The organism is Halorubrum orientale (genome assembly GCF_059623105.1).
In genome coordinates, this window is the sequence record NZ_JBSPSR010000003.1 from 61746 (window position 1) to 83482 (window position 21737).

Consider the following 21737-nt stretch of genomic DNA (forward strand, 5'->3'; position numbering starts at 1 on the left):
AATTTCGGGTTTTGTCAGGACGACGTCCGTCGCTACCGCGGGACTGATCCTTCTGGCGGAACCGCGTCTACGGCGACGAGTTCAAGCTCGCGGCCGGCCCGATCGAACGCGGCCACGTTGTCCCGGCCGTACGGCGGCACGGCGATCACGACGACGGCGGCGAGGTCGTCAGTCTTCGACAGCGTCAGCCGGCCTGTCGGGTGTGAGAGGAACCGTCCTCGCCCGCCCTGGACCGGCGTTCCGAGGTCAACGCCGAACACGGCGTTCACCGACCCGCCGGCCGCACCGAGCGTGTAGTGGGTAAACACTGGAACCTCGGGCGGGAGATCGACGGCGTCGTCAAAGTCGCCTGCGGGCGTCGTTGAGAGCCGGCGGTTGGTCGCGGTCGGGTCGCGCTCGTCGGCGTCTTCGAGCAACACCGTCAGCAGGTCGCTGGTGAAGTACACGGGCGACACAGTCGTTTCAGACACTGATCGCGTCGCGGAGCGTCTTCGCGTAGAGACCGGGAGCCTTCCGGCGCGCGTTTGCGAGCGCGTCGGCGATGGCGGCGCCCGCGTTGTCGTGGACGCCGACGCCGTGGCCAACGAGGACGCGGTCCGGGTCAAGGCCGCCGAGTGCCTCTCGAGGCGGCGTGAACCGTAACATTGGATGGACGCCGAGTCGCTCACGACGCCCCCGGAAGTACGACGCTGTCCCGAGCGACTCGGGAACGTAGAGCGTCGACCCATCGAAGAGTCCGACCTCCTGCCACGGCGGCACTGTTGAGTCACGAATTCGGATCGCTTCGAACTCGCTGTCGGCGAGCGCTCGATCGAAACGGCGAACAGGTGCTCCGAGCGCGTCAGCCACGCCCGTCATCCAGGATGGGACGTAGACCGGGACATCGTGACGGGTTGCCACGGCGGCCGCGTCCCGTTTGTGTCGGTCCAATGCGACGACGACGCCAACAACGGTGCCGAGTTCGCCGAGTAGGTCGTCAAGCCCGGGGGCATCGACCGGGTCAAGCACCCACACGTTGGGTGACGCCTCAGGGTCTGCGTCGTCTTCGGGCGGGACCGCGACCGCGTGACTCGCTCGCTCCATCGCCTCGTTCGGATACGTGATCCAGCCCACACCGTGGTTGAACCGGTCGACCTCGTGGAGCTCGGGGTCGCCGACGGCTTTCATGTCCATACGGATACGTCGTGTGGGATCCATTTCAACCCCCGTGTGCGGTCTCCGGCACTGGATGCACACGAACTCTTGCGGCCGCCCGTAGGGACACTCCCCTCACTCGTCCGGCCACTTGATCGAACAGCCGCGCGAGGGGCGGTCCGGAATCGAGACGGGTTCACCGGCGAGGACGGACTCGACAGCATCACGTGCGTAGTTCGTCGTTGGCTCCTCGTCGGGTCCCAAGGCGTCGTCGAGTCGACCGTGGTATCGGAGCCGCCACTCGCCGTCTGTCCGGCCGAATAAGAATGGGTCGGGCGTACACACTGCGCCGTAGGCCGCAGCGACCGCGCCAGTCTCATCGCGGAGGTACGCGTCGTACGCAATAGTCCCCTCAGCGACGCGTTCGCGCATCGCTTCGAGGGAGTCCTCCGGGTACGCTGCTGCATCGTTAGGATTGATCCCGACGATGGCGAGGTCGTCGTACGCCACGGCGAGGTCGTTGAGGAGGTCGAACTTCCCTTTCGCGTACGGGCAGTGATTACAGGTGAACACGACGAGTAACGCCTCGGCGTCGACGTCTGCGAGCGCGAGGTCGCCGTCGACACCCGGAAGATCGAACGATGGAGCGACGTCACCGCGGTCGAGCTCGGAGTCGGACTCTGTCAGGACCATATCGTACCGTACTGCGGCCGCAGGCAAAATCGTTCTGGGGACGTGGTCCGCGTATCGTCGGGCTCTGACCGCTTCCTCAAGGCCGAACTGCGCTCATACTCGCTGGAGCGCGTTCATTCTCGACCGGAACGCGCCGGTGCCCAGTAGCCTACGGCGACACCGGGTTGCCGGTGAAATGTACTCGATCTCGGTCGCGTGGTGTGCGATCTAGAAGGCGTCGGCGTGGACCGTGACGGCCGCCTGGAGGTCGTCTTTGAGTGCGGCGTGGACGTGACAGATCCCCTCGGCACGCTCGACGAGATCGTCGGCGACCTCGTCGTCGAGGTCGGCCTCGACGAAGAGGTCGAACGCGACCGATGAGAGGTCGTCCTCGTCGTCGAGGCTCGCGCTTGCGTCGATCTGGAGCTGACCGAGGTCGTCCTCGCCCGCCTGACTGGCGCCGACGCGGAACGCGGGAATGAAACAAGAGGCGTACGTCGCGACGAGTGTCGCATTCGGGTTGGGGCCGGTCTCGTCGGTCGCGTCGATCTGGAGATCGAAATCGCCGACCTGACTCGTACACGCATAGCCCGATTCACACAGCGTTGAGGTCTCGATGTCGGACATGACGACTCGAAGGATGAGTCGTTTGTGGGTAAATCTTCCTACTTCTCCCGTCGGGCGTCACGAACCGTCGCGCCGTCGTCACGCCGCGGGCTCACTCGCCTATCGTGTAGGTCTCGTCGCCCTCGAGGACGACGGGTTCGGCGGCCGCGCCGGCTGCTTTGACCTCGTCGACGAACTCTTCCGTGTCGATTTCGATCGGTGGGAACGTATCGTAGTGCATCGGGAACACCACCTCGGCGCCGACCCAGTCGGCAGCGATACCCGCGCCGGCCGGGCCCATGGTGAAGTGGTCACCCGTGGGGAGGGCAGCGGCAGTCGGCTCGAGATACGGGGCAATCACGTCGACCATTTCGGACATCAGTCCGGTATCACCCGCGTGATAGAACGCGGTGCAGTCGGGGTTCGACGCCTGTGTCGGCTTCGCATCGCCTACAACGAAGCCCGTCGGCATGCCGGCTGAGTGTTCGTACCCCGTCTCGATTCCGCTCGAGTGGTCGGCCCGGACCATCGTCACCCAGGCGTCCCCACACTTGACGGTCCCACCGATGTTCATTCCCATGCCACCGACGGCCGCCTCGTGGCCGATGTGATCTTGTACGTACGATGCCAGCTCGGGCGTGGCGACCACGACCGCGTCCTGAAAGTGATCGGCATCGCCGATGTGATCGGCGTGGCCGTGTGTCAACAACAGATAGTCGGGATTGAGCGATTCGGGGTCGACGTCGGTCTTCGGGTTGTCAAAGAACGGGTCGATGAGCAGCTCGGTGTCGCCGACAACGACGTGCCACGTGGAGTGGCCGTGCCAGGTGAGCTCCATGGTACGGCCGATACGTCACCGCGAAGCGTAATAAATGTCGTCGGCGCGACGACACTGCTATCTGCCACTATGGGCGATGTGCCAGCCGGCACAACACGCGCTCACACCTCGCCTGCGAGGTCGGCGACGACCATGTAGAGCGCGAACGCGGCCACGAGCAGTCCGGCAAGCTGCGTCCCTGCGGTCGCAATGAAGCCGACATCGTACACGAGCGGCGCGGCCATGAACCACCCGCCGAAGATCGTCGTCAGCGTCGCCGCCGGCAGGCTCACCGCATCGTGGCGCAGATACGCGAGTGCGTTCTCCCCCGCGAAGACGAGTCCGACGAGTCCACTCGTGACGACGCTGCCGACGAACGCCTGCGGCGCACCGCCGACAAGCGGGGTGATCGTCGCCAAGGCGGTACCCGCGACGCCGATCGCGGCAGCCGCCGAAAGGAGTCCAGCACCACGTTTCTGTGACATATCGATCACGTTTGTAGCGCGGGTGAAAAACCCCCGTCCAACTGAGTCCAGTCGCGCCTCCCGGCCGGTCGGAGACTGCCTCAGCCGGCGGTCATTTATACTCCCTCTTCGATCGGCCCGTATGCACTACGCACGGTTCCGTGACCCGGCTGGTTCAGTCCGCGAGGGGCAGTACGATTCTGAGACGGAGACGGTTGCATTCGGCGGTGAGGAGTACGCGTTCGACGACCCGGCCATCGACGTGCTCCCGCCGACGGAGCCCTCGAAGATCGTCTGTGTCGGCCGCAATTACGCCGATCACGCCGCAGAGATGGACAACGAAGTCCCAGATCGCCCGCTACTGTTTTTGAAACCCCCGAACACGCTTGCCGGCCACAGCGACACCGTCACCGTGCCGGCTGGCAAAGACCGCGTCGACTGGGAGGCAGAGCTCGCGGTCGTGGTACGCGAGTCGTGCAAGCACGTTGACGCCGCGGACGCGATGGACGTCGTCGCGGGATTCACCTGTATGAACGACATCTCAAATCGTGATGACCAGAACCGCGAGCAGAACTGGGTGCGAGGGAAGGCCTTCGATAACGCAGCCCCACTCGGCCCGGTCATCGCGACGCCCGACGAGGTGCCGGCCGACGCGGCCGTTGAGCTCCGTGTCGACGGTGAGACGAAACAGTCGGGGAATCGGTCCCAGCTCATGTTCGACGTCCCGACACTGATCGAAGAGATCACTACGTACCTCACGCTTGAGGCGGGTGATGTGATCGCGACGGGGACGCCGGACGGTGTGGGGCCGCTTTCCGACGGCAACACTGTCGCCGTCTCCGTCGAGGGCGTCGGCACACTCGAACACGATGTGCGCGTGCCGTAGCCTGACGACCGATACCCTCGTCCACCCCGCTGGGATGCTGCCAGGTACCACACCACGTTTCCGGTGAACCGATGCGGTTTCACCGCTCGAAAACGACGATCCCACTGAGACGCTCGTGACGCCTGCCACTCCCCAGGGCCGCGACGGCCAGGCCCCGCAAACCGTCCTCGTCGCGCGGGCTGCGGACCGCGACCCGGACACGACCGAGATTCGCGCCCTCGCGACCGCCGCCGGATACGACGTGGTTGAGGCGATCACCCAGCGCCGGCGAGAGGATCCGACGTACGGTGTCGGCCGCGGGACGGCCGAGACAGTGGCGCGACGCGTGACGGCCATCGACGCCGATGCGATCGTCTACGACGGGTCGCTATCGCCGGGCCAAACGTTTTCTCTCGGTGACCTGCTGCCTGCCGGGGTTGCTGTAGTCGACCGACCGCGGCTCGTGCTCGGGCAGATCGCAGCGGCGAGCGACTCCCGGGCGGCGACGCTCCGGTTTGAGCTCGCGATCCGCCGATACGAACTCCCCCGTCTCAGAGAGGTCGTCGGGCGAGACGGTCACGCGAGACGACTCCGACCGGAAGGTGCCGGTCGGGTGCGGGATCTCGAGCGCCAAGTCGAGCGTCTGGAGACCGAACTTGAGGCGTGTGTGTCCCCCGCAGAGACGACTGGCGATGGGCAAACAGATGCGCCCGGCGGTGGCTCCGGTCCAAGCCACGTCGCCATCGTCGGATACGCCAACGCGGGGAAGTCGCTTCTCTATCACCGACTCGACGCGTGGACGGAAGCGAAGCCGGCCACGACTCGAACCGAGGATCCGGCAACCACGACTGGAACCGACAACCACGACGGGACCGAACTGGACACGGTCACGGACCAGCCGCTCGCCACTGTCGGGACGTTGACGACAACGACCACGCTGGCCGGTCGTCGGCTTCGACTGACAGACACGACCGGCATCGTCGCTGGGCTCCCGGCGGAGGCGCTCGGGGTCTTCGATCAAACGCGTGTGGCAGTCCGCGAGGCGACCGTCACGCTGCTGGTGGTTGACGCCAACAAGCATCCGTCGGAGCTCAAGCGTCGGCTCACGGCCGTCGTCAAGCGTCTTGACGACGACCATCACGACGTGATCCCGATCGTAACACACGTCGACAGGCTGGTGTCGCAGCGCGGTGTCGACGAGTCGACTGAGCTGACCCATACGACCGACTTCGTCGCGACCGAGGCCGACACCGCCACCGCCGTCGCGTCTCGTACTGCCGTGATTGTCGATGAACTCTCCGCGTCAGGGCTTGAGCCACAGTGCGACCCGATCCCACTTGATGCGCGCTACGGAGTCGGACTCGACGCGGTCGTCTCGGCGGTCGTCGACGCCCTTCCGACAGCGACGGAGACCCTGACTGTAGCGTACGGTGACGACACGCAGGCGGCGATTTCATGGGCGTACGATCGCACCCTCGTAACCGATGTGTCGTACGGCGAGGACGGGATCGACGTCTCACTCGCCGGTCGACCGGAATCGGTCGCGGCCGCGGTTCGTCGCTTGAAGCAGTGAGCCGGTTACCGAGCCTGACCACATCTCGACTGTCGCCCGCTACTGCCCGTCGTGCTGTGGGCCCCGGTGGGCTAGTTCGGTCAGTATTAAGGCCGGCGCCGCCGGACAACATGGTATGGAACCACGGGACCTCTCTGAACACTCCCCGTACGTCCCTGGCCGGGGCGTCGAGGAGGTCGCCCGCGATCTCGGGATTGACCGGTCGTCGCTCATCAAACTCTCTTCGAACGAGAACCCACACGGCCCAAGTCCGGCTGCGGTGGAGACGATCCGCGAGCACGCCTCGAACGTGAACGTCTACCCGAAGTCCTCACACGCGGATCTCACGGAGCGGATCGCCGAGCTGTGGGACGTCTCCCCGACGCAGGTGTGGGTTTCGCCCGGCGCGGACGGCTCGATCGATTACTTCTCTCGTGCCGCACTCGAGCCGGGCGACCGGGTCCTCGTCCCCGATCCGGGATTCGCGTACTACGAGATGTCGGCGCGGTACCACCACGCTGGCGTCGAGACATACACGCTCTCACCGGCTGACCAATTCGAGCAGACGGCCGAGACGGTCCTCGACGCCTACGACGGCGAGCGTGTGGTGTACCTCACCTCGCCGCACAACCCGTCCGGCTCCGTGGTGCCGCTCGACACCGTCGAGGCGATCGCAGACGGCACCGACGAGGAGACGCTTGTCGTCGTCGACGAGGCGTACGGCGAGTTCTCGCCGGTCGATAGCGCGATCGGCCTGCTCGATGGGCGCGATGACGTCGCCGTGTTACGGACCTTCTCGAAGGCGTACGGGCTCGCGGGACTCCGGATCGGATACGGGGTCGTTCCCGAGCCGTGGGGAGGGGCGTACGCCCGAATCAATACCCCGTTTGCGGCAAACGAGCTGGCCTGTCGGGCCGCGCTCGCGGCGATCGACGATGAGGAACACGTCCGCAAGACGGTCGAGACGGCTGCGTGGGCCAGAGACCACATTGAGACGGCGCTCGACGCCCCGACGTTCGACTCAGCTGGCAACTTCGTGCTCGCCCAGGTCGGCGACGGAACGGCCGTCGCAGAGGCCGCCCAAGAGCGCGGCGTTATCATCCGCGACTGCACCTCGTTCGGGCTCCCAGATTGTGTCCGAGTCTCGACGGGAACCCGCGAGGAGACCCGTGAGGCCGTCACCCGGCTGAACGAGGTACTCGCCACGCTCGACCGAGGAGTAGAGGCGTGACGGGGACGACGGACCGCATCGCCGTCACTGGCACGCCCGGCACCGGCAAGTCGACGGCGACGGCGTTGCTCGCGGACACATTCGACGTGATCCACCTCAACGAGTTGATCAAGGGTGACCCCACACTCTGGACCGACCGTGATGCGACACGCGACACGCTCACCGCCGACCTCGAATCCATCCGTGAGCAACTCGGCGACTGGTCGGGACTACTCGAGTCACACCTCGCACACCACTTCGCGGCCGACCGCGTTGCCGTGCTGCGGTGTCACCCCGAGACGCTTACGACGCGGCTTCAGACTCGTGGAGAGTCGCCGGCGTCCATCGACGAGAACGCCGAGGCCGAGGTGCTCGACGTGATCCTCTCGGAGGCCGTCGCCGAACACGGCACAAATCGAGTCTACGAGGTCGACACGACGGGCCTGTCACCCGAAGCGGTCGCCGAGGAGCTCCGGTCGATTGCTCTCGACGAGGCGACGCCACAGGTCGGGACGGTCGACTTCACCGCGTTCTTATGATTCGAGGTGCCACCCCAGTGACGGATGAGGGCCGACAGACGTCTCGAGGTGACAGCCGGTGACGCTCGATCGCCTTCGACCGGTCGCAGACCGGCTACTTGGCCCGTGGGTGGCTGCCGCCGTCCGCCTCGGGCTCAGCCCGGACCAGGTGAGTCTTGTCGCGTTCGGCGCCGCGGTCGTCGCTGCCGGTGCCTTTGCTGTTGCGACTCCAGCGCTGTACGTGCTCGGCGGCGTACTCGTCTTTCTTAACGGCTGGTTGGACCTCGTCGACGGCGCGCTCGCCCGCGAGCAAGGAGCATCGTCGGCCGCTGGGGACCTCCTCGATCACGTGTTCGACCGGTATGCCGATCTCGCGCTTATCGCCGGATTCACCGCCGGCGTCGACGCGTACGGGCTCGGCTTCCTCGCGGTGACGGGCGTCTTGATGACGTCGTACCTCGGGACCCAGATTCAGGCGGTGGGGATCGGCCGCGAGTACGGCGGGCTCCTCGGGCGTGCCGACCGACTGGCGCTGATGGGGATCGTGGCGGTCGTCGCCGCAGTCGTCACCGGGCCGCTTTTCGCCGGTGTCGGCGTCGTTGAGCTGCTGCTCGGGTTGTTCGCCCTCGTTGGTCATTTTACCGCACTCCAGCGATTTCTTGGTGCGTGGCGAGGGCTCTGAGTATTCGTTCGTCGTCTCTCGAGATCCGCGATGGACGACCGCGGTCAGTTTGTCGATCCGTCCGCCGCTGCCACCGGGTTTAAAACACTTGGCCCAAAAGACGAGGTATGCCGACCTTCGAACTCAATCTCTCGGACGACGTGTACGCCGAGTTTCAGCAGCTCGCGGACACCGAATTCGTCACCGAAGAGCAGGCCATCGAGGAGCTGATCGCCTCTGGGATCGAGGCGTACAACGTCTCGATCGTCGACGACGACCCACGCGACGAGATGCTCGACGGCGCGGAGAACAACATGTTCGACACCGCACAAGATCCCGGAAGCTTGGAGGACGACCGGTTATAGCGCGGTTCCAGCCCCCCGTTGACGATATCGAGTTAGTATCCGAGCCGTAGCGTTCGGTTCGCGACGACGATCGTGAGCCCGAGCGCCATCACGCCAGCGAGGAGCCCGAACGCGACTCCCCACCCTGCCACGTCGGAGATTGCGCCGACGACGACACTACCCGAGGCGCCGAACACCATGTAGACGGTTCGGACGAGTCCGAAGCCGGCGCCTCGTTCGGCATCTGACAGCAGATCCATGAATCGCGACTGGACCGGTGCGCCCCAAGACATCGCTACGCCGACGAGGAGCACGGCACCGGCGGTGGGGACGAGCCCGAGGCCCCCACGAGCAACGGCAACCAGTGACCCATACCCGACGACGCCGGCCGCCATCGTGATCATGACCGTTTCATCGCGTCCGATACGGTCCGAAAGCGACCCCGTCACTGGCTGGGTTCCCCCGTGGACGACGAAGTACAGCGAGAACAACAGTGCAGACAGTGTACTCGAGAGTCCGTGTCCAAGCTCTAAGAATGTCGGGAGAAACGAGGCGGTCGCCTGCCACGTGAACGCCCCGAGCGTCGCCAAGGCGGTCGTGTAGAGGATCGATGGACGCGAGAGCAGCGCGCCCAGGGGACCGAATGCGACTCGCTCCCGCATCGACTGGTCGGGACGCATCGGCGCAGTCGGCCGAATGTTCCGGGCGAATAGCGCGAACACTGGGACGGCGACGATCGTCCCGAGGAGGATGCCGACCCGCCAGCCATAGCGTGCTCCGATCAGTGCGGCGATCGGTGGCGCAGCGAGTCCGGCAATCGGTCCGCCGGCGACGTGGACGCCGATCGCCCGGCCGATGTCGTCGAACTGCCGGGTCAGAAACGTCGTCGCGACGGAGTAGTGGAGGCCGGCGCCCGCCCCGAGGAGGACGGTGAACGCGGCGAATCCGAGGATCGACGGTGAGACGGCGATGAACACCGAGGCGATCGCCGTTGACCCGACCGCGACCAGGATCACGGTTCGCTCGCCGTAGCGGTCGCCGAGGATGCCCGAGGGAAACTGCGACAGCGCGTACGCGAGCCACATTCCAGAGAGCGCGAGTCCAACTGTGGCGTTACTCACCTCGAACGTCGCCGTGATCTCCGGCACGAGCGGACTGATGGCTAGTCGGGCGACCATCGTCGCGGTGAACGCGAGCGTACAGAGCGCGAGCGCGGTGTGGGCGTACCGCCAGTTCACGGGCGTCGTATCCGACCGGGGTCAAAGCGGGTTCCGATCTCGGCGGTGGTCGCCGGTTCGACGACGGTCACTGGTCCGGCGACGGTCGCGGGGACGGTGCGGATGCTGGTGTCTGAACGCGCCCGCGTCCGGTGGTCACGCCACCTGGAACGAGAGCGGATAGTCGGTGAGAGTCTCGGCACCGTCTTCGGTGACGACGACGAGGTCTTCGAGCCGCACGCCGCCGATGGCGGGATCGTAGAGCCCGGGCTCGACGGTGATGACGTTTCCAGGCTCGAGTTCAGGACCGCCGCTCGCCAGCCGGGGGAGTTCGTGGACGTCGAGGCCGATCCCGTGGCCGGTCGAGTGGATGAAGCCGGTCTCGGTCTCCGGGTCGGTTCGGAACGTTGGCTCGCCGGCATCCTCGTACACTGCACAGGCGGCGGCGTGTACGTCCTCGCCGGTGGCCCCAGGCTCGACGGTCTCGACGGCCGCATCGAGGGCCTCCACGGTCAGGTCGTACCACTCGCTGGCGGCCGGCTCGGGGTCGCCTACACAGAACGTCCGTGTCATATCGGCGTGGTAGTGCGTCTCTTTCGAGCGCGGAAAGATGTCGACGATGATCGGCTCGTTCGCCCGCAGCGGTCCCGATCCGCGGTCGTGGGGGTCTGCCGCCTGCACACCGCCCGCAACGATCGTCTCGTCGAGCGCGCAGCCGTGCTCGATCAGCGTGGTCTCGATCGCGGTGGCGACCCGCTCGCTGGTGAGTGGCTCGTCTTCGTACACGAGCGTCTCGGGCGGAAGCGGCTCGCCATCCGAGCCGAGAGGGCCGTCTGTACCATCTGCACCAGCCGGTGTCGCAGCCGCAAACAGCGCCGCTGCCGTCTGCATCGCTGCTTCGTTCGCCCGCTGTGCTTTCCGGATGGCGTCGATCTCGTCATGTGTTTTCACTGCCCGGATGTCTTGGAGCGTGTCAGCATCGTCGACGTGGACCTCGATCCCACGCGCTCGGAGCGCGTCCGCGGTTCCAACCGGACCCCGCGGCGGCACAGCAACCGACTCGACGTCCTTGTCGGCGACGAACGCGGTGTACATGTCGTACCGGTCCTCGCGGCCGCCATACTCGTAGTCGTAATCGGCGTGGCGCTCGACGGTATCTGCGGCCGCCTCACGTCTCGCACGGCCGTACTCGAGCCCCGAGACGAGCGTGTGTATCTCGCCGTCTGCGTACAGCGTGAGAAACGGGTCGGGACCCGTGAATCCGGAGAGGTACAGCTGGTTCGCGTCGTCGGACGCGGCGTCGATCAGGAAGCCGTCCGCTTCGAGCGAGTCGAGCGCTGCCTCGAGTCGTGTGCGGTCCATACTAACATCGTCGGCCCGACGAGCAAAGGGATTGTCCTCGCGGCTGTCGTCGACGAGCGCGACTCGGTTGGCGGTCTTCCGTCCACGTAACGTATAAATAGTCGTGACGGTGCGACTCCGTACACGATCGATCCGGATTGTGTCGGTGGGCCGTCGGTTGAACAGATACGACGAAATCGGCCCATCAACCCGAGCAACAAACGATTTACCGAGCAGTGCGGTAGCAATAGATTTATGTGTATTCGAACCCTTTGCATTAGTGAGGAACCTCAAACCGAGATCCATCTCTCGGACCCGCGTCTCTCCACCCGAGTTACACAATGAGCAACAACGTTCGAACGTACACGACGGAGCACGTCGACGACGAGCAGGAAACCGAGTCGTCGGCGGATGAGGAACTAACCTGTCCCGAGTGCAGCGGTCAACTCGCGACGGACACCGAACACGGTGAGACAGTCTGTGTCGACTGCGGCCTAGTCGTCGAATCCGACGAGATCGATCGCGGGCCGGAGTGGCGCGCGTTCGACTCCCGTGAGAAAGACCAGAAATCGCGCGTCGGCGCCCCGACAACGAACATGATGCATGATAAGGGGCTCTCGACGAACATCGGCTGGCAGGATAAAGACGCCTACGGTAAGTCACTGTCGAGCCGGCAGCGCGAGAAGATGCAGCGGCTGCGCACGTGGAACGAGCGCTTCCGAACGCGCGATTCCAAAGAGCGCAATCTAAAGCAGGCGCTCGGTGAGATAGACCGCATGGCGAGCGCGCTCGGCCTGCCGGACAACGTCCGTGAAACCGCCTCCGTGATATACCGCCGCGCGCTCGACGAGGATCTGTTGCCAGGACGATCTATCGAAGGCGTCTCGACTGCGGCGCTGTATGCGGCCGCCCGCCAGGCGGGGACCCCACGCAGCCTCGATGAAATCGCTGGCGTATCCAGGGTGGAAAAAGACGAGATTGCTCGCACGTACCGGTACGTCGTCCGGGAGCTCAAACTCGAGATCCAGCCGGCTGACCCCGAGAGCTACGTCCCGCGGTTTGCCTCCGATCTTGAACTCTCTGATGAGTCGGAGCGACGCGCCCGTGAGCTGCTCGCGACCGCCAAATCACAGGGGATCCACTCGGGGAAGTCACCCGTCGGACTCGCTGCCGCCGCCGTCTACGCTGCCTCGCTGCTCACCAATGAGAAGGTCACCCAGAGCGAGGTGAGCGAGGTCGCTAACATCTCGGAGGTCACCATTCGCAACCGCTACCACGAGCTGCTCGAAGCCGAAGACGGCATCGCGGTGAACTGAGGGCGTGGTAGGCACGATCGGGCTCGGTCCGTCCTAGCGTAGTCTATCCCGGTGAGGTCGACTCCGAACGCACTAGCCGTTCCGGCGTGAGGACCCTTCATGGAGACGACTCGCCACTTTACCGCGACAGTTTACGTGGTTAACGACGGCGCGACGGCCTTACACGAGCACGAACGGCTCGGCATCCACCTGCCGCCGGGCGGCCACATCGAACGAGACGAACTCCCACACGAGGCCGCTCTCCGCGAGGTCCGCGAGGAGACCGGCCTAGAGGCGACGCTCGTCGCGGATCGCGCCGACGTGGACGCGCCGAACGGCCGGCCGCTCCCCGAACCGGCACATCAGATGCTCCACGACATAGACGTCCACCCGGACGGCTCGGTCGGTCACCAACACATCGATCACCTATACTACGCCAGCGTGCCGAGTCGACGAATTGACCCACTCGGCCGCGACGAAGCGGACGGCGATGCGTGGACGTGGTATACGCCAGCGGAACTCGCCGCCGGGCCCTTCGATACGGACGTCGTCACACTGGGTCGAGAGGCGATAGCGCGCGTGAGTGAGATCGCAGACGATGGTACCCGCGGCGTCTGACGCTCCGGAAGCTATTTGAGTCGCTGCTGGAGAACTACCGGCATCATGGACGCACAGCGACGAGAGGCCATTACCGAGTGGTCGGCACGGGAGTTCACTGACGGCTTTGCCGGACTCCGCCGGTTCGCCGACCGTGGCGTCTCCGGCGCGGTCACCGACGGTAGCGGCTGGCTCTTTCTTTTCGACGGGCGCGTCGTCGGGACTGTCGACACGGACCTTGACTCGTTCGCCGACGCCGACGGTACGGTGTACGAGGCACCGGACCGGTCGCTTCCGGCGTTGTTCGCGATGCGCGAGCGCGGCGGGCGTAAACGGGCGCAGTATTACACCGAAGACACCCCGCTCGCTGACGCCGACCGGACGCTCTCTGACGGTGGGTTCACCGGCTACATCGAGCTCTCTGAGCACGTGCTGTCTGGCGACTACTACGTTGTCTATGCCGCCGGCGAGTCGATGGCGGCCGCCTTCGTCGGGAACGCTCGGCGGCTTGAGACGGGTGACGACGCCTTCGCGCTCGCCGACGACGAAGTCGGGATCTACACCGTCTACGAGGTCGATCTCGACGTTCAGGAAATTCCACGACCAGCGGAGACGACGAGTGATGAGTCCTCGACAGCAACCACAGGCGCGGACGAGTTCGCCACTGAAGACGACGAGCCTGCCGCGGGAGACAACGAACCCGCTACGGGAGATGATAACTGCCCGACGGACGACGTCGTGAGCGACCCGTCGCCCGCCGACGAGACACCAACGCCGAACCCCTCGGAGCGTACTGCAGCACAGGAAGCCGATACCACCGACACGTTCACCGCTGCCGCCGTCACCGACACCGCGGAGACAGACGACAGCTCCAATCAGGCCGAAGACGAGGGGTCTGCTGTGGCGACTGAAGCCGCAGAGACCGAGTCGAATCGATACGACATCCCCTTAGATGCCGACTGGACGACAGACCCGGACGCGGTGGCGGACCCGAAGCGTGTCGAAGACACAGCGGAGCCACACGAGTCAGTGGACCAAAGCGAGCCTGACGAGCCGGAGAGCGAAGCCGACCCGAGCGACGACCGTGGTGATGCCGCCGAGCCCACTGCCGGCACCGAGCCCGCTGACTCGGACGATGTGGATTTGGATGACAGAAACGAGCCGGCCACGGATACCACCACCGAGGGCGGCGACACCGACTCGGAGACGCCTCGTTCAGACGACGAGGACGACGTCTTCTCAGAGGAAGCCACCTGGCGTGAGGCGGCTTCGACTCCCACACTGGAGTCGACTGCGGCCGACAGCAACTCCGGAACCGAGGCGGGTGACCCGGCGCGAGCGCCGGAGGTCGGCGATGAAGCGGCATCACCGACCGCAACGGACGCCCGTGATTCGGTCTCCGACGAGAGCGATGCAATGGAGACTGCCGACGAATTCGATGAGCCAGCACACGGTCGCAGTGAGACCGCGAGCGGTTCTGCAAGTGTCCCTGTCTCAGCGGACGATGAGCCGACTACGACCGCGGAGCCGTCCGCGAACGGCCCGGCGGTCGGTGAGTCGCCCCCTGAGGACCGACTTCGTGAGCTCCGGTCGGCGCTCGCGTCAGTCACGTCAGAGCGGGATGACGCCATTGCCCGACGCGATGCGTTCCGCACGCGGTACGAGCAGATAGCCAACGAGCGCGACGAACTCGTCGAAGAACGTGAGGAGCTGCGTGAGACCGTCGACGAACTTCGGTCGGATGTCACACGCCTGCGCGAGGAGCTTGCCGCGGCGCGTGATCAACTCCCCGACAGCGACGAGCAGTTGTCACCGGCGGCGGCGCTCGATGGGACGAACCTGTTTATAAGGTATGGGTCCCGGACCGGCGCGACGCTGGAGGCGGCACACGACGGTGAACGCGATCGGTCCGAACTCCAGGCGAACCTCCGGATCGAACACCACACCAGCTTCGAGACCGACGGGCTCACTGTCGACGGCGAGTCCTTCGAGTCGTTTCTCCACGGGACGATAGCGTACCGGTTTACCCGATGGCTCACCGAAGACCTGCTCTTTGAGATCGCGGCGACCGGGAATGCCGGCGCACTCCGTGACCTCTACGACGCGCTCCCCGAACTTGACCGAGCGGAGCTCGGTGGGTCAGTATCGGTCGTCCACCGCGAAAACGGCGAGGAGGTGCACGAAGAGCGGTCATTTGACCTTGTGTTCCGTGACCGCATGGGCAACCCGCTGTTCGTCGCCGAGTTGAACGATTCGCGTTCGCCGACCGGCGGTGGCAGTCTCGAATCGCTCGTGGCGAACGGTGGAGCACTCGCCGCGTCGAACGACTCGTTCGCTGGCGCCTTCGCGGTTACGGCGAGCTTCTTCGAACCGGACGCGCTTGAGGTCGCTGGCGATGCCGTCGGTGGCGGGCTGCTCAGCCGATCGAGTCAGAAAGGCCTCGTGAAACTCTCACGCAAGCGTGGCTATCATCTTTGTCTCGTCGAATCACGCGATGGTGAGTTCCATCTGACGCTCCCGAACCTCTAGTCGCCGCAGAAATCGGCTATCATGACGGATCGGGCGTAGTCGTCGTACCAGTCGCCGTCGCGGTACTGTTCTCGTCTGTTCCGGTTGCTCCTCGCGTCTCTCGGCTTAGCTTTCGATCTCTGCGGCGTCGTCGATCCGCATCGACCCGAGCTTCTCGACTGTATCGTCCAGCTTGTCGTCCAACTCGTCGACGAACTCGTGTGTTCGGTCGGTCGTTATCGCCCCTTGGCTGGACGGCTCGATCAGATTCTCCTCTTCGAGGACCCGCAGCGAGTACCGGACCTTATGATGTGGGTACCCGGTCTCGTTCGACATCTTGACGATCCCAATCGGTTCGTTTTCGATGACCATTCGTAATACCTGGAGGTGCCGTTCGAGCATGTCCACTTCTTTCTCGAGTCGATCTATCATGCCATGTGTTAACTCGTCTTTCGCCTTTTTAAACGTTGCTGTCGGGGCGAGCAACGGCGGATATTCGGTGGAACAGCATGCGAGTAGTTAACGGTTCGGATTAGCCCCTCCGTTATCGGTGCCTACAACGATCGTTCATGGGTATCGATCCGGTGGGAATCGGCGACGGACCGTAATCGGTTTTACCACCCGCTCGGAACGGACGAGCGGTATGACTGTCACCATCGTCGGCTCCCAACTCGGCGACGAGGGCAAAGGCGCGCTCGTCGATCGGTGGGGAGGGGACGCGGACGTCGTAGTCCGTTATCAGGGCGGCGACAACGCCGGCCACACCGTCGTCGAAGACGGCACGGAGTACAAACTCTCGTTAGTTCCAAGCGGAGCGGTTCGCGGAACGATCGGTGTCTTAGGGAACGGCTGTGTGGTGAACCCGAACACCCTGCTGTCGGAGATCGACGCCCTCCGCGACCGCGGGCTCGATCCCGACGTCCGGGTCGCCCGCCGTGCACACCTCATCCTCCCGTATCATCGGGTCCTCGACAGCATCGAGGAAGCCGGCAAGGCCGACGACGACGACGGTGTCGAAGTCGGGACCACCGGCCGTGGAATCGGGCCCACGTACGAGGACAAGGCCGGTCGACGCGGAATTCGCGTCGGTGACGTACTCGACCGCGACGTGTTGCGCGAGCGGCTGTCGTACGCGGTCTCACACAACCGTGCCGTCGCCACCGGGGTGTACGGTCTTGACGTCGACGACTCTGAGCACGCGGATGCCTTCGACGTCGACACGCTCTACGAGGACCTGCTCGCGGTCCGCGAGCGACTCCTCGCCGACGAGATGACGGTCAACTGTAGTGACTTTCTTCATCGGCGCCGACAGGCCGGCGACCGCGTACTGTTCGAGGGCGCACAGGGCACCTCGATCGACGTCGACCACGGGAACTACCCGTTCGTGACGTCGTCGAATCCGACGGCCGGCGGCGCCGCGGTCGGGTCTGGTGTCGGCGTCACGGCCGTTGGCAGTGGCGAGGTCGTCGGCATCGTGAAGGCGTACCTCTCGCGGGTCGGGTCAGGGCCGCTTCCGACCGAGCTCGACGGGAACGACCACGAAGCGGCGCTCGCCGACGACATCCGAGAGCGCGGGGGCGAGTTCGGCACGGTCACCGGTCGCCCGCGACGGATTGGCTGGCTTGACCTCCCGATGCTCCGCCACGCGTCCCGCGTCTCCGGGTTCACTGGCGTCGCGATCAACCACGTCGACGTCCTTGCTGGCCTCTCGGAGCTCAACGTCTGTGTCGGCTACGAACTCGACGGCGATGAGATCGACACCGTCCCAACGACGACCGGCCGCTGGGAGCGCTGTACGCCGGTCTACCGCGAGTTCGACACCTGGGACGAATTCGACGGGGCTGCCGTGGCTGATGCGGGCTACGACGCGCTCCCCGAGGCTGCCCAGACCTACGTTGCGTTCGTCGCAGAAGCGATCGACGCTAACCTGTACGCGATCGGTGTCGGACCGGACCGGGCGGCGACGGTCGAGCTCGCGAACCCATTCGACCGGCTCGACGAGTGAGGCTGCTCGTCCGGTGACGATCGTCTCGCCGTCGGGCGGGGTTTTTATGCCCTGGCACGACGAACTCCGAGGTATGAAATCGACCCGTAAGGCGCTACGAGACGGAGACCTTTACAAAGACACCTACGAGCGGCTCACCTGTGCGACCTGCGAGCAGGTATTGAAAAAGCGGAACGACCCCGACAAAGTGTACGCAGTGCGGATCTGTCCAGAGTGCGGTGAACGCTACAAAGAGCTGCGTTAACGAGTCTTCTCTTCACGCGAACACGGCGTCGAAGGCCGCCGCGCCTAACGGGTCGAACGTGCCGGCCGCGACGTTCTCTCGCAGGTGATCTGTGTCGGTCGTCCCGACGAGCGAACAGCGCACCGCGGGTGCGCTTCTGGCGAAATTAAGTGCCCGCTGTGCCGACGTGTCGCCCGCCAGCGTCGCGTCGACGCCTGCGGGAATCGACCCGGCTGTCGTCAGGTCTCCCCCGCCAAGGCTCGCGCTCGTTACGACCGAGAGGTCCGCTTCGTGGGCGAATTGCAGCGTCGACGTCGGCTCTTCGTCTATGTCGTCCGGCAGCCGCTGTGACGCTCGCGTGAACGCGTCGGCCATGGTGACGGTGAACGGCAGCTGGAGGACGCTGAACCCGTGGTCATCGTCGGGACCGACCGTCCTGCCCGCGTTGACGGCGCGCGCCAGGAGCTCCCGAAGCGAGAGGTATGCGTCTGCAGTGTGATCGACCCGGAACGCGTCCCACGTCGCCACCCCGTACTGTCCGATGTCGCCGGCCAGCCGTCGGCGCTCGAGCGTCTCAAAGACGGCTTCGAGCCGGTTGTACACCGCCTCGCGGTCCCGGACGCGAAGCTGCGTCTCGGGAGCGTCCACATAGTACGTGTCGATCGTCTCGACCCCGAGTCGCTCGAGCGAGCGGTCTAGTGACCACTCGATGGCGCGCGGCGCGAGGGTGTGAGCGCCAGCGAGGTCGGCGGGCTCGACGAGCCCGGTGTCGACGAAGCGCTCGCGGATGTACGCTGCGGGGTCTGTCGGCCGCTCGCTCGCGAACGGAAGGAATCCGCCTTTGCTGGCGATGATGACCGCCTCACGGTCGACATCTGCGTCGCGTAGCGCCGCACCGACGACGCGTTCGGCGCGCCCGCACCGGTAGTTCACCGCGGTGTCGATATGGTTCACCCCGGATTCGAGTCCAAGCTGGAGGACTTCACGTGAGGCGTCGTCGACGGCTGCTGTCGCCGCGCCGCGGTACGTACCGAGCCCAACGCTTGAGGCCACGCCAGGGCCGAACCGTCTGAAGTACGTCCGCCCGAAGGCGTCGCCAAACTCGTCACGGTAGCGCCACAGGGCGTCGCGCGTCGACATAGTCGTTTCGTCGGGAGGTGACCACCGCCTAAAGCCTCCGCGGTGACACTGCGTGGCGCGCGTGGATGGGCACTCAACGTCGACCGCGTCGACCACAACGATTAGGCCCGCAGAGCCCGGAAAACGGATACCGTGGCAGACGCCATCGAGTGGCTCCAGAATCGCCCCTACTACGCGGGACAAATCGCCGAGCACCGCCGGCTTCCGGCGTGCGAACCGACGTATGCCGACGTCGAACTCGAGTCCCGGCTCGAGAACACGCTTGCCGACGACGGTGTCGATCGGCTCTACCAACACCAAGCAAAGGCGATCACCGCGATCCGCGACGGCGACGACGTCGTCATCGCCACCGAAACCGCGAGCGGGAAGTCGCTTGCGTATACCGTTCCGGCGTTTGAGGCTGCGATGGACCACGGCGGTCGGACGCTGTACATCGGCCCCCAAAACGCGCTCGTTGCCGACCAGGAGGCGTCGCTCTCGTCGCTTGCACACGGCCTCGGCTTCGGGAGCCGTGTCTCGGTCAAGTCGTACACCGGCCGGCTCTCGCGGTCGAAAAAGCGTGACGTCCGCGACGCTCGCCCGACCGTGCTGCTCTCGAATCCGGACATGCTTCACTACGCGCTGCTCCCGTACGCCGGTCGGCTCTGGGAGTGGTTCTTCTCCTCGCTCGAGTACGTCGTGATCGACGAGGTACACGGCTACCGCGGGGTGTTCGGCACGGGTGTGGCGCTTACGATGCGCCGGCTCGCGCGGACGTGTGCCCGATTCGGGACCGACCCGACGTTCGTCTGTTGTTCGGCGACGATCGGCAACCCGGTCGAACACGCGGCCCGAGTCACCGGACGCGACCCGGACGGAATCACCCTTGTCGACGAGGACACCTCTGGGCGCGGACCGCGTGATTGGGTGTTGTGGAACCCACCGACGTACGACGACGAGTGGGCCGACCGGGGACACGGCCGCCGCCGGTCGAGCCACACGGAGAGCAAACGCCTGTTCGTCGACCTCGTCCAGAGCGGTCGACAGACGCTGACGTTCACCCGTGCGCGCCAGACCGCAGAGCAGTACGCGACCGACAGCGCGAGTGAGCTGCGAAGCCGCGGCGACCACGACCTCGCTGCGAAGGTGGGCGCGTACCAAGCCGCGCTTACAGACGACCGACGCAGAGAGCTTGAGACCGACCTCCACAGCGGTGCCCTCCGTGGCGTTTGGTCGACGAATGCGCTCGAACTCGGCGTCGATATCGGCGGCTTAGACGCGGTGATCCTCGACGGGTACCCTGGGACCCGGATGTCGGCGTACCAGCAGGCCGGTCGCGCTGGCCGGGGAGACGACCCGGCGCTCGTGGTGATGGTCGGCGGCGAAGACCAGCTCGACCAGTACCTGTTGACACACCCGGCCGACTTCTTCGAGGCCCCACCGGAGGACGCGATCTGTGACCCAGCAAACGAGCAGCTGCTCTCACAACACGTCGCCTGTGCGGCTGACGAGTCGTGGCTCTCGCCGGGTGACGAGGCCGTCTTCGGTGACGCGTTTCCGGACACAGTCGGCGGTCTCACTGATGCGGGGACGCTCGCGCGCCGCGACGTCGCTGACGGCACCCGGTGGACGTACGCGGGCGACGAGAGTCCACAGCACGCGATGAACCTCCGGACGGCCACGGACCGGTCGATCGAGCTCATCGACCGGTCGAGTGGTGAGTCGATCGCCTCGTTGGGCTTCGCTGACGCGCTCCGCGACGCCCACCCAGGCGCGATCTACCACCAGCAAGGACGCACCTACGAGGTCGTTGAGCTCGACCTCGATCGCAACGTCGCCGAGTTGCAGTCGTCGTGGGCGGACTACTACACCCAACCGCTTACCGACAAAGACATCATGGTAAACGCGGATCTCGACGAGCGACGACTCGACGCCCGGCCCGACGTACCCGTGCGGTTCGCGTCGGTGACCGTCTCCGAACAGGTCACCGGGTTCGTCCGTAAGGACGCGACCACCGGCGAGTCGCTGGGCGACACACCGCTCGACCTGCCGGAGACGACCCTGCAGACGAAGGCGCTCTATTTCCCCGTCCCACGCGACGTCGAAGCCGAGATGCGGACTATGGGTGGCGATGACGCGGGCGACGCCCCCGGCGGCGAACACGCGTTCAACGGTGGGATCCACGCCGCCGAACACGGTATCATCTCGTTGTTCCCGTTTCACCTGTTGTGTGATCGCGCCGACATCGGCGGTATTTCGACGCCACACCACCCCCACGTCGGCGGACCTGCGGTGTTCGTCTACGACGGCCATCCGGGCGGCGTCGGGCTGACGAAGCGTGGTCACCAGCGCGCCGAGGAGTTGTTCACGCGGACGGCCCGACTCATCGCGGGTTGTGACTGTGCGGACGGCTGTCCTGCCTGCGTTCAGTCGCCCCATTGTGGCAACGCCAACGATCCGCTCGCGAAGGCGCCGGCGGTCCATCTGCTGGAACAACTGACCGGCACCGACGCCTCGACTGACGGCTGAACAGCACCAGTCGTCACGGTGGTCGAGTTGCACTCGCTCTTTTTTGCCGATCGCTTCGGT

General features: G+C 65.4%; 22 protein-coding genes. 12 read left to right on the top strand and 10 right to left on the bottom strand.

Translation table 11 applies throughout. The features are described 5' to 3' along the window. Positions 1-32: 32 nt before the first annotated feature. From ACWUI7_RS03130 to ACWUI7_RS03155, 6 genes are all read right to left on the bottom strand, one after another. A complete protein-coding gene (locus tag ACWUI7_RS03130) occupies positions 33-470 on the bottom strand; it encodes a JAB/MPN domain protein-containing protein (RefSeq protein WP_496640733.1) in 438 nt (145 codons plus the stop codon). After that, positions 463-1167, bottom strand: a complete 705-nt coding sequence (locus ACWUI7_RS03135; protein ID WP_496641095.1) for a hypothetical protein — start codon at positions 1165-1167, stop codon at positions 463-465. The genes ACWUI7_RS03130 and ACWUI7_RS03135 overlap by 8 nt, the downstream gene beginning before the upstream one ends. Before the next feature lie 102 nt (positions 1168-1269). Next, the gene (locus tag ACWUI7_RS03140; protein ID WP_496640734.1) at positions 1270-1827 is read right to left on the bottom strand and encodes a thioredoxin family protein; all 558 of its coding nucleotides are present in this window, start codon (positions 1825-1827) and stop codon (positions 1270-1272) included. A 207-nt stretch (positions 1828-2034) separates the two neighbouring features. After that, positions 2035-2433: an OsmC family protein gene (locus ACWUI7_RS03145; protein ID WP_496640735.1), complete on the bottom strand. Its 399-nt coding sequence runs from the start codon at positions 2431-2433 to the stop codon at positions 2035-2037. Between the two features lie 91 nt (positions 2434-2524). Next, complete coding sequence (locus tag ACWUI7_RS03150) at positions 2525-3250, bottom strand: metal-dependent hydrolase (protein WP_496640736.1); 726 nt, start codon at positions 3248-3250, stop codon at positions 2525-2527. Positions 3251-3351: 101 nt separating this feature from the next. After that, complete coding sequence (locus tag ACWUI7_RS03155; RefSeq protein WP_496640737.1) at positions 3352-3714, bottom strand: hypothetical protein; 363 nt, start codon at positions 3712-3714, stop codon at positions 3352-3354. 121 nt (positions 3715-3835) lie between these two features. On the opposite strand from ACWUI7_RS03155, the gene ACWUI7_RS03160 reads away from it, so the two are divergent. From ACWUI7_RS03160 to ACWUI7_RS03185, 6 genes are all read left to right on the top strand, one after another. Then, complete coding sequence (locus tag ACWUI7_RS03160; protein ID WP_496640738.1) at positions 3836-4579, top strand: fumarylacetoacetate hydrolase family protein; 744 nt, start codon at positions 3836-3838, stop codon at positions 4577-4579. A gap of 115 nt (positions 4580-4694) precedes the next feature. Next, a complete protein-coding gene (locus tag ACWUI7_RS03165; protein ID WP_496640739.1) occupies positions 4695-6131 on the top strand; it encodes an HflX-like GTP-binding protein in 1437 nt (478 codons plus the stop codon). 115 nt (positions 6132-6246) lie between these two features. Continuing rightward, positions 6247-7341, top strand: a complete 1095-nt coding sequence (gene hisC / locus ACWUI7_RS03170) for a histidinol-phosphate transaminase (protein WP_496640740.1) — start codon at positions 6247-6249, stop codon at positions 7339-7341. After that, the gene (locus tag ACWUI7_RS03175; RefSeq protein ID WP_496640741.1) at positions 7338-7859 is read left to right on the top strand and encodes an adenylate kinase family protein; all 522 of its coding nucleotides are present in this window, start codon (positions 7338-7340) and stop codon (positions 7857-7859) included. Before hisC ends, ACWUI7_RS03175 begins: the two co-directional genes overlap by 4 nt. A gap of 58 nt (positions 7860-7917) precedes the next feature. Next, positions 7918-8520 carry a CDP-alcohol phosphatidyltransferase family protein gene (locus ACWUI7_RS03180; protein WP_496640742.1) on the top strand — a complete coding sequence of 201 codons (603 nt, stop codon included), beginning with the start codon at positions 7918-7920 and terminating at the stop codon, positions 8518-8520. Between the two features lie 107 nt (positions 8521-8627). Beyond that, positions 8628-8864 (top strand): DUF7120 family protein, encoded by a 237-nt coding sequence (locus tag ACWUI7_RS03185; RefSeq protein WP_496640743.1) that lies wholly within the window; start codon positions 8628-8630, stop codon positions 8862-8864. Positions 8865-8896: 32 nt separating this feature from the next. Here the strand turns inward: ACWUI7_RS03185 and ACWUI7_RS03190 are convergent, their stop codons facing one another. Both ACWUI7_RS03190 and ACWUI7_RS03195 read right to left on the bottom strand, forming a co-directional pair. After that, positions 8897-10081: an MFS transporter gene (locus ACWUI7_RS03190; RefSeq protein ID WP_496640744.1), complete on the bottom strand. Its 1185-nt coding sequence runs from the start codon at positions 10079-10081 to the stop codon at positions 8897-8899. 135 nt (positions 10082-10216) lie between these two features. Further along, positions 10217-11422, bottom strand: a complete 1206-nt coding sequence (locus ACWUI7_RS03195; RefSeq protein ID WP_496640745.1) for a M24 family metallopeptidase — start codon at positions 11420-11422, stop codon at positions 10217-10219. Between the two features lie 320 nt (positions 11423-11742). Between ACWUI7_RS03195 and ACWUI7_RS03200 the strand changes: the two genes are divergently transcribed. From ACWUI7_RS03200 to ACWUI7_RS03210, 3 genes are all read left to right on the top strand, one after another. Beyond that, positions 11743-12717: a transcription initiation factor IIB gene (locus tag ACWUI7_RS03200; RefSeq protein WP_496640746.1), complete on the top strand. Its 975-nt coding sequence runs from the start codon at positions 11743-11745 to the stop codon at positions 12715-12717. Positions 12718-12816: 99 nt separating this feature from the next. After that, the gene (locus tag ACWUI7_RS03205) at positions 12817-13314 is read left to right on the top strand and encodes an NUDIX hydrolase (protein WP_496640747.1); all 498 of its coding nucleotides are present in this window, start codon (positions 12817-12819) and stop codon (positions 13312-13314) included. 45 nt (positions 13315-13359) lie between these two features. Beyond that, on the top strand, positions 13360-15822 hold the full coding sequence (locus tag ACWUI7_RS03210; RefSeq protein ID WP_496640748.1) for a DUF7527 domain-containing protein: 2463 nt from the start codon (positions 13360-13362) through the stop codon (positions 15820-15822). 105 nt (positions 15823-15927) lie between these two features. Here ACWUI7_RS03210 and ACWUI7_RS03215 read toward each other — a convergent pair whose 3' ends face one another. Next, positions 15928-16233, bottom strand: a complete 306-nt coding sequence (locus tag ACWUI7_RS03215) for a hypothetical protein (protein ID WP_496640749.1) — start codon at positions 16231-16233, stop codon at positions 15928-15930. Positions 16234-16444: 211 nt separating this feature from the next. Between ACWUI7_RS03215 and ACWUI7_RS03220 the strand changes: the two genes are divergently transcribed. Beyond that, the gene (locus ACWUI7_RS03220; RefSeq protein WP_496640750.1) at positions 16445-17806 is read left to right on the top strand and encodes an adenylosuccinate synthase; all 1362 of its coding nucleotides are present in this window, start codon (positions 16445-16447) and stop codon (positions 17804-17806) included. Positions 17807-17879: 73 nt separating this feature from the next. Beyond that, on the top strand, positions 17880-18050 hold the full coding sequence (locus tag ACWUI7_RS03225; RefSeq protein WP_496640751.1) for an HVO_0758 family zinc finger protein: 171 nt from the start codon (positions 17880-17882) through the stop codon (positions 18048-18050). A 12-nt stretch (positions 18051-18062) separates the two neighbouring features. On the opposite strand, the gene ACWUI7_RS03230 is transcribed toward ACWUI7_RS03225, so the two are convergent. Next, positions 18063-19169, bottom strand: a complete 1107-nt coding sequence (locus tag ACWUI7_RS03230; protein ID WP_496640752.1) for an aldo/keto reductase — start codon at positions 19167-19169, stop codon at positions 18063-18065. 132 nt (positions 19170-19301) lie between these two features. Between ACWUI7_RS03230 and ACWUI7_RS03235 the strand changes: the two genes are divergently transcribed. Beyond that, the gene (locus tag ACWUI7_RS03235) at positions 19302-21677 is read left to right on the top strand and encodes a DEAD/DEAH box helicase (RefSeq protein ID WP_496640753.1); all 2376 of its coding nucleotides are present in this window, start codon (positions 19302-19304) and stop codon (positions 21675-21677) included. The last annotated feature ends 60 nt before the right edge of the window (positions 21678-21737 follow it).

What these genes read in the sequence shown, in the direction of transcription:
- ACWUI7_RS03210 (WP_496640748.1), top strand. Translation starts at nt 13,360, where the DNA reads ATGGACGCACAGCGACGAGAGGCCATTACCGAGTGGTCGGCACGGGAG.
- ACWUI7_RS03160 (WP_496640738.1), top strand. Translation starts at nt 3,836, where the DNA reads ATGCACTACGCACGGTTCCGTGACCCGGCTGGTTCAGTCCGCGAGGGG.
- ACWUI7_RS03155 (WP_496640737.1), bottom strand. Translation starts at nt 3,714, where the DNA reads ATGTCACAGAAACGTGGTGCTGGACTCCTTTCGGCGGCTGCCGCGATC.
- ACWUI7_RS03135 (WP_496641095.1), bottom strand. Translation starts at nt 1,167, where the DNA reads ATGAAAGCCGTCGGCGACCCCGAGCTCCACGAGGTCGACCGGTTCAAC.
- ACWUI7_RS03225 (WP_496640751.1), top strand. Translation starts at nt 17,880, where the DNA reads ATGAAATCGACCCGTAAGGCGCTACGAGACGGAGACCTTTACAAAGAC.
- ACWUI7_RS03195 (WP_496640745.1), bottom strand. Translation starts at nt 11,422, where the DNA reads ATGGACCGCACACGACTCGAGGCAGCGCTCGACTCGCTCGAAGCGGAC.
- ACWUI7_RS03140 (WP_496640734.1), bottom strand. Translation starts at nt 1,827, where the DNA reads ATGGTCCTGACAGAGTCCGACTCCGAGCTCGACCGCGGTGACGTCGCT.
- ACWUI7_RS03185 (WP_496640743.1), top strand. Translation starts at nt 8,628, where the DNA reads ATGCCGACCTTCGAACTCAATCTCTCGGACGACGTGTACGCCGAGTTT.
- ACWUI7_RS03150 (WP_496640736.1), bottom strand. Translation starts at nt 3,250, where the DNA reads ATGGAGCTCACCTGGCACGGCCACTCCACGTGGCACGTCGTTGTCGGC.
- ACWUI7_RS03200 (WP_496640746.1), top strand. Translation starts at nt 11,743, where the DNA reads ATGAGCAACAACGTTCGAACGTACACGACGGAGCACGTCGACGACGAG.
- ACWUI7_RS03220 (WP_496640750.1), top strand. Translation starts at nt 16,445, where the DNA reads ATGACTGTCACCATCGTCGGCTCCCAACTCGGCGACGAGGGCAAAGGC.
- ACWUI7_RS03215 (WP_496640749.1), bottom strand. Translation starts at nt 16,233, where the DNA reads ATGATAGATCGACTCGAGAAAGAAGTGGACATGCTCGAACGGCACCTC.
- ACWUI7_RS03230 (WP_496640752.1), bottom strand. Translation starts at nt 19,169, where the DNA reads ATGTCGACGCGCGACGCCCTGTGGCGCTACCGTGACGAGTTTGGCGAC.
- hisC (WP_496640740.1), top strand. Translation starts at nt 6,247, where the DNA reads ATGGAACCACGGGACCTCTCTGAACACTCCCCGTACGTCCCTGGCCGG.
- ACWUI7_RS03205 (WP_496640747.1), top strand. Translation starts at nt 12,817, where the DNA reads ATGGAGACGACTCGCCACTTTACCGCGACAGTTTACGTGGTTAACGAC.
- ACWUI7_RS03145 (WP_496640735.1), bottom strand. Translation starts at nt 2,433, where the DNA reads ATGTCCGACATCGAGACCTCAACGCTGTGTGAATCGGGCTATGCGTGT.